General features: G+C 64.9%; 4 protein-coding genes and 1 pseudogene. 2 read left to right on the top strand and 3 right to left on the bottom strand.

Annotated elements, in window-relative coordinates; all coding sequences use genetic code 11:
- Nucleotides 1-96: 96 nt before the first annotated feature.
- Nucleotides 97-1166, top strand: a pseudogene (locus tag HB677_RS15580) (alkene reductase).
- Between the two features lie 341 nt (nucleotides 1167-1507).
- Here the strand turns inward: HB677_RS15580 and HB677_RS15585 are convergent.
- On the bottom strand, nucleotides 1508-2548 hold the full coding sequence (locus HB677_RS15585) for an aldo/keto reductase (protein WP_213816654.1): 1041 nt from the start codon (nucleotides 2546-2548) through the stop codon (nucleotides 1508-1510).
- 122 nt (nucleotides 2549-2670) lie between these two features.
- On the opposite strand from HB677_RS15585, the gene HB677_RS15590 reads away from it, so the two are divergent.
- Nucleotides 2671-3246, top strand: coding sequence for a TetR/AcrR family transcriptional regulator (locus HB677_RS15590; protein WP_213816655.1), 576 nt, complete (start codon nucleotides 2671-2673; stop codon nucleotides 3244-3246).
- 723 nt (nucleotides 3247-3969) lie between these two features.
- Here the strand turns inward: HB677_RS15590 and HB677_RS15595 are convergent.
- Nucleotides 3970-4347 carry a MarR family winged helix-turn-helix transcriptional regulator gene (locus tag HB677_RS15595; RefSeq protein ID WP_213816656.1) on the bottom strand — a complete coding sequence of 126 codons (378 nt, stop codon included), beginning with the start codon at nucleotides 4345-4347 and terminating at the stop codon, nucleotides 3970-3972.
- Nucleotides 4348-4414: 67 nt separating this feature from the next.
- The gene (locus HB677_RS15600) at nucleotides 4415-5716 is read right to left on the bottom strand and encodes an MFS transporter (RefSeq protein ID WP_307852623.1); all 1302 of its coding nucleotides are present in this window, start codon (nucleotides 5714-5716) and stop codon (nucleotides 4415-4417) included.
- Between the last annotated feature and the right edge of the window lie 396 nt (nucleotides 5717-6112).

The following is a 6112-nucleotide window of genomic DNA, read 5'->3' on the forward strand; positions in this document are numbered from 1 at the left end:
GCGGTCGCTTCGGCCCTAGTTTCGCTGCAACTGAGATTCGGACTCTGGGAAAGGTCGATCACGATTCCTCGGCGAACTGGGTCCGCCAGCGCGCTCATGATCGAGAAAAGGTCGAGCTCAGAGGCATACGAATTGGCGAACCGCGTCGTGATGGCTCCTCTGACGAGGATGAGAGCAGAAAATGGCGGGCTTCCCTGCGACCTGATCGTCGACTGCTGCCGTCAGCGGCCAGCGCCGGCCTGATCATCACCGAGGGGACCTTCCCGAGCCAGTACTCACAGGCGTACACCGGCGAGCCCGGCATTGAGACTAAGCAGCAGGTCATCGGATGGAGCCGGGTCGCGGACGCCGTGCATGAGCGCGGCGGTGCCATCGTGGTGCAGATCAAGCACGGCGGACGTGCCGCCCATCCTGCGATCAATGGCGGTCACGAGATTCTTGCCCCCAGTGCGATCGCGATCCAGGGGGACGCTCACGCCGGAGCGGAGAAGGTCCCGTTCGCTATCCCGAGGGCGATGACCGGAGACCACCTCCGCACCGTCGTCGCCGAGCATGTTACGGCAGCACGTCGGGCAGTTGATGCGGGACTAGACGGAGTGGAGATCCACTCGGCCAACGGATACCTGCTGCACCAGTTCCTTGCGCCGAGCTCGAACCATCGGTCAGACGGGTATGGCGGCATCCCGGTGAATCGGGCGCGATTCGCCGCCGAGGTCGTGGAAGCCGTGGCAGCCGAAATCGGCGGCGACCGGGTCGGAATACGCATCTCGCCGGCGCACAACATCCAAGATGTTTTCGAGTCGGATGCGGCCGACGTGCTGGCAACCTATGGCGCACTGATAGATCGGGTGCGTCCGATCGGTCTGGCATATCTGTCTATCGTTCACGCCGACCCCGCAAACGGGCTCGTGCAGGAGCTTGGGAGCCGCTTCGGGGGCAAAGTCATCGTGAACACTGGATTCAGTTCGCAAACGTCTCGGGAAGACGCGGAGTCGCTTTTGCAGCTTCCCCACATCGACGCCGTGGTGGTGGGTCGTGCTCTGATCGCGAACCCGGACCTCGTCGAGAGGTGGCGTGTCGGTCACCCGGAGAACAAGCCGCGGCCGGAGCTGTTCTATGCGTTCAACGCCGAGGGATACACGGACTGCCCGTTCATGGACCGATGACCTTCAACGCGTCCGTGCGCGTCCTGATGAGGGCGATGGGACGCCGCATCGCCACGCCCATGCCCTTCGCGCAGGACTGCTCGAGCGGGCGCAGGAAGTCGGCCTGATCCGCCGCGACGTCAAGCCGCTCGAACTGAGCACGAGCGCTGCCTTGGCCGGCGGTCGTAGGGTGACCATGGACGCCGTCGGGAATTGAGGGAGCAATCCCGCGACGATCATCTTGGAGGTGCTCATCAGGAACGCGACAGCACGAGCAGGTACGCGACATCGGGTAGCCACTCCGTGCCCGCGGGCCGGGTCTTCGCCGCAACCGACTGGCTTTGGGCGATTTCCACCATGGGTCAGACCGATGCTTCTCCGCTCGCGGCCCGGTCGGCGCCGGCGCGACGGCGGAGCGAGATATCGGTGACTGCCGGCGGGTTGTAGGCCATGTCGAGCTGACCGACGTCGGTTCCGGGCGGAACGATCGCGTCGATCTGATCGAGGACGTCGTCCGAGAGCACGAGTCCGGCGCCGGCGAGGTAGTCGTCCAGATGCTGCATGGTGCGCGGGCCAACGATGGCCGACGTGACACCGGGGTGGGCGATAGCGAAGGCGATGGACAGGTGGATGAGCTTGATGCCGGTCTGGTCGGCGAGTGCGATGAGCTGCTCGACGACGTCGATGCGGCGTTCGTCTCTGAGGTGGGTGAAGATCCTTGCGCGGCGCAGGTCGGTCTGCTGTCCCTTGCGGACGCGTCCGGTGAGCATTCCCTGGGCGAGCGGGCTCCAGACGAGCACGCCCATGCCGTGTCGCTGTGCGACGGGGAGGACGTCGCGTTCGATGCCACGGTTCAGGATCGAGTAGGTGGGCTGCTCGGTGCGCAGCGGCTCCAGTCCACGGCGCTCGGCGATCCACTGGGCTTCGACGATGTCGGAGGCGGGAAGGGTCGAGGTGCCGAACGCTCGGATCTTCCCCGCGCGGACAAGATCGGAAAGGGCTGACAGTGTTTCGTCGAGATCGGTCGTCGGGTCGGGTCGGTGCATCTGGTACAGGTCGATGTGGTCGGTGCCGAGCCGGCGCAGGGAGTCTTCGACGGCGGTCGTGATCCATCGCCGGGAGCCCCCGCGGCGGTTCGGGTCGCCTCCCATGGGCATTCCGAACTTCGTGGCGATCACGAGGTCGTCACGGCGGCCCGTGATCGCCTTCCCGACGATCTCCTCCGACTCGCCGTTCGAATAGACGTCGGCGGTGTCTATGAAGTTGATGCCAGCGTCGATGGCCTTGTGGATGATGCGGATGGACTCGTCGTGGTCCGGGTTGCCGATGGCGCCGAACATCATGGCGCCCAGTGCGTAAGGGCTGACCTGAATGCCGGTGTGTCCGAGCGTGCGGTATTGCATGTGGTTCTCCCTGGTGGCATCCGTCCGGCTGCCGTGCGATGATTGAAGCGGAACGTTGTCCCACTACGAATATACGGGACACTGTTCCATTTATCAACCGGATGTGATCTAGGAGTTCGCCCATGCCTCGTGCCGACGCGCAGCGAAACGTCGGTGCGCTGCTTGCGGCCGCGAAGGAGGAGTTCACCGCCCATGGCGTCGAGGTGAACGTTCGAGCCATTGCGGGTCGCGCCGGTGTAGGCACCGCGACCCTCTACCGTCACTTTCCGTTGCGGTCCGACCTCATCGCGGCCGTGTTCCGCTGGGAGCTCGACGAGTGCGTGGCCGCCGCGACGGTCATCGCCGAAGAGAACGAACCAGGCGACGCGCTCGAACTGTGGGTCCAGCGGTATCGGGAGTTCTTGGAGACCAAGCGCGGCCTCGCCGCCGCGCTCCACTCCGGCGACCCTGCCTATTCGGCTCTTCCCGACTACTTCCACTCACACGCCGGACCGGTACTCGACACACTCCTGAACGCTGCAGCACGTGATGGAGCGATCCGTCCCGGCGTCCGCCCACTCGACATTCTCGGAGCTATCGCCAACCTCTGTGTACCCTTTCCCGGAAGTGATCCAGGGACGGCCTCCCGAGCGGTCGCGCTGCTGCTCGATGGCCTCCGCTATCAGGCCACATCCGCAGGCCGCATGACCCGACGGTGACCAGCTGTGGTGCCGCCGAAGAGAGATCCACGACAACGGCTGGAGCCTTGGCGGCACCATCCTCAACGAGAGCGTGCTCGGACGGAACTGACCGGACTCACTTTCAAATCCGCGTCACAAGTTTCGCAGGGCCCTGTCGGCCTCTACGGTTGAGCGCTAAAGGAACGTTCGCTTCACGCTCGGGTGATTGTCAATCTGTGAATGACAGCACCGGATGGTACCCGCGCCGACCGCATGGTCGTACTTTTCCTGGACGGCCTCCGGCTCGGGCAGCGCTGATTCTGAGCAGGCGGAGCGGCACCGCTCAGGTTCGAACGCCGGTGACGGCCAGCGGTACGGTGGCGCGGTAGCAACTCGCCGAACGTCTGAGTGCGGCCCGGGGTGGGCGTCTGGCGCTCAGTAATTCATCGAGACAGCCCAGGGCAGCGGAGGGCGAACAGCCCGATCATGCGAGCGGTCCGATTCCTGGTCCGTTCGCTCCGATGCGCCGGGTCATGCGGTCCACCCCGAGCGGGGCGTCGACCAAATCGCCTCGCTCACGGAGGGAACACCCGGCCGCGACTGGCGATCGGGGGCTTATCACTGCAGGCGCCAGGACAGGGGCCCGTAACCCACAAGCGGTCGATGACGATCTCGCTTGCCAACTCCGGGGGTGCTCCGAAGAACGTCGTACCTCCATCTTGGAAGCTGTGACGCAGATATGGCTTGGCCGGTTGGCGTGACTTATTGCTCCCAGGTCGCGATGCGCTCGAGGGGGCCGAGTGCTTCGACGACGCGCTCGAGTTCGTCTGGGGCTAGGGCGAAAGTGAGGGCGCGTTGGAGCCATTCCTCGCGTTGAGCGAAGTTCGCGCGGATCAGTTCTGCCCCTGCGGGCGTGATCCGCACGAGGACGCGGCGGCCATCCTCGGGATCCGGTGTCGCTTCCACCAGGGTTTTGGTGCGCAGAGCGGCGACGATTTGGGCCATCGACTGGTGGCGCACGTATTCGGTCGCGGCGAGGTCGGTGATCGAGATCGGTCCCTCGCGTCCGATGCGGTAGAGGACGGACTGCTGCTGTCGTCCCAGTTCATCGGCCGCCGTTCCCCGTGCCTCGGCGCGCATGTGCGAGTTCAGTGTGTGTGTGTCAGTAGCCGCAGCCGACGGGCGGCCTGGGCGACATCCTTGTCGTTCATCGGGACCCCGTCCCGGCGGTACCACCGGTCGTCGTGTCGTCGAGTGTCTCCAGGGATTCCTCGACCTCGGCCTCTTGTTCAGATCGTTCGGCGGGCCGCGAGCGCAGTTGGATGAGGAACGCGACCGCCGCCAGAACGCACACGAACGCCAAGTAGAGATACAGCGTGACCGCGAATCCCAGCACGGGGGTCAGGAACCCATCGATGATGCTGGGGATGCCAAAGGCGAGATACGTGACGACGTACACACTGGACAGCGCCTGAGAGCGGGTGTTGTCCGGCGTTTCCGCCAGGATGAGCCGCAACCCGGACTGGAACGCGCCCCCGAAGCCGGCACCAGCGATCACCGTCGCGGCGAAGAAGCCCCATACCGACCCGTTCGTCAGAGCGATGATCGTGAGCACCCCGCCGATCAGCAGTGCGCCCAGCCCGAAGAAGATGACGGTGCGTGCATGGAAACGCGCCGTCGCCGAACCGGCCACCGCGCCCGGAACCTGGAGCGCCAGGATCGTGAGGCCCGACGCGAGGGGACTCGTCAATCCGAGCGACTGGTGGGTGATCGATGCCGCCGAGCCGACATACAGACCGGCCAGTGCCCAGGATGCGCACAGCGCGCCAAGGACCGCGAGGAACACGGACCGGGTCTGTGGCGGGATCGACAGCGACGGCCGCAACGACGCCAACGCGCCCTGTCGAGGGTGCACCGGCTCCGGAACGAACATCCACAGGATCGTGCACACGAGCACCGCGACGGCGAACACCAGGTACACCAGATGGGTCGCGTTCGCCATCACCACGGAAAGCCCGGCCGCGGCGATCGCCCCGATTGCCAGCGCCAACGGGGGCAGGGCACCATTGAGCACAGCCGACAAACGAATCTTGCCCGGCAGATGAAAGTCGATCAACGCCGCTCCCAACGCTCCTGCGATCAGGCCGACGCAGGCTCCCTGCAAGACCCTCCCTACGATCAGCGCGACCACGCTCCCACCCCACGCCAATAGCAGCAATCCGGCCAACGCCAGAATGCCGGCCGTGATGATCACCGGCTTCCGACCGATGTAATCGGACAGGGCACCTGCCGTCAGCAACACCACCAGCAGGCCAACCACATATACCGCGAAGATCACCGCCAGCATGACCGGCGATAGTCCCCACCGCTCCTGATACTCCGGATAGAACGGTGACGGCGCGGTCGTCTGCGCGACCAACACCACCATCGATACGACCGAAACCCAAAATCCATACCGAACCCGGCCACCACGCGTCACTGACACACCCATCGCTCCCTCAGTCGTCATGAGGATCTTAACTATACAGGAATCCTGTATAGTTATCAATGCGCAAAGGCAGTCGTGCGTGCGATCCGTGCAGACCTCGGGCAGCGGGCGAGTTGTCCATCAGGCGTCGGTGTCGATTACTCTTTCGAGATCATTGGGCTTCCGCTGACCCAGGGCAGGCAGTCGCCATGCACGACGTCAACGAGGGCCACGAGACCGTCGAGCGTGGCGGTGCGATCCGGGAGTCATCACTTCCTTCTGAAACGGTGGATCAGGGTCATCGGGCGATCCACAGCGTGCGCGTCCCACGAATGCGGACGGAGGGAAGGTGCGCGGCGTCACGGCCGACGAGTCCGCGTAGCGCGGCATCGTCTGCGGCACTCAACCGGTGCGGCATGGCTGGCCAGGCGGCCTAGC

The organism is Glaciihabitans sp. dw_435, from assembly GCF_018449675.1.
In the GTDB taxonomy this organism is placed as follows: domain Bacteria; phylum Actinomycetota; class Actinomycetes; order Actinomycetales; family Microbacteriaceae; genus Glaciihabitans.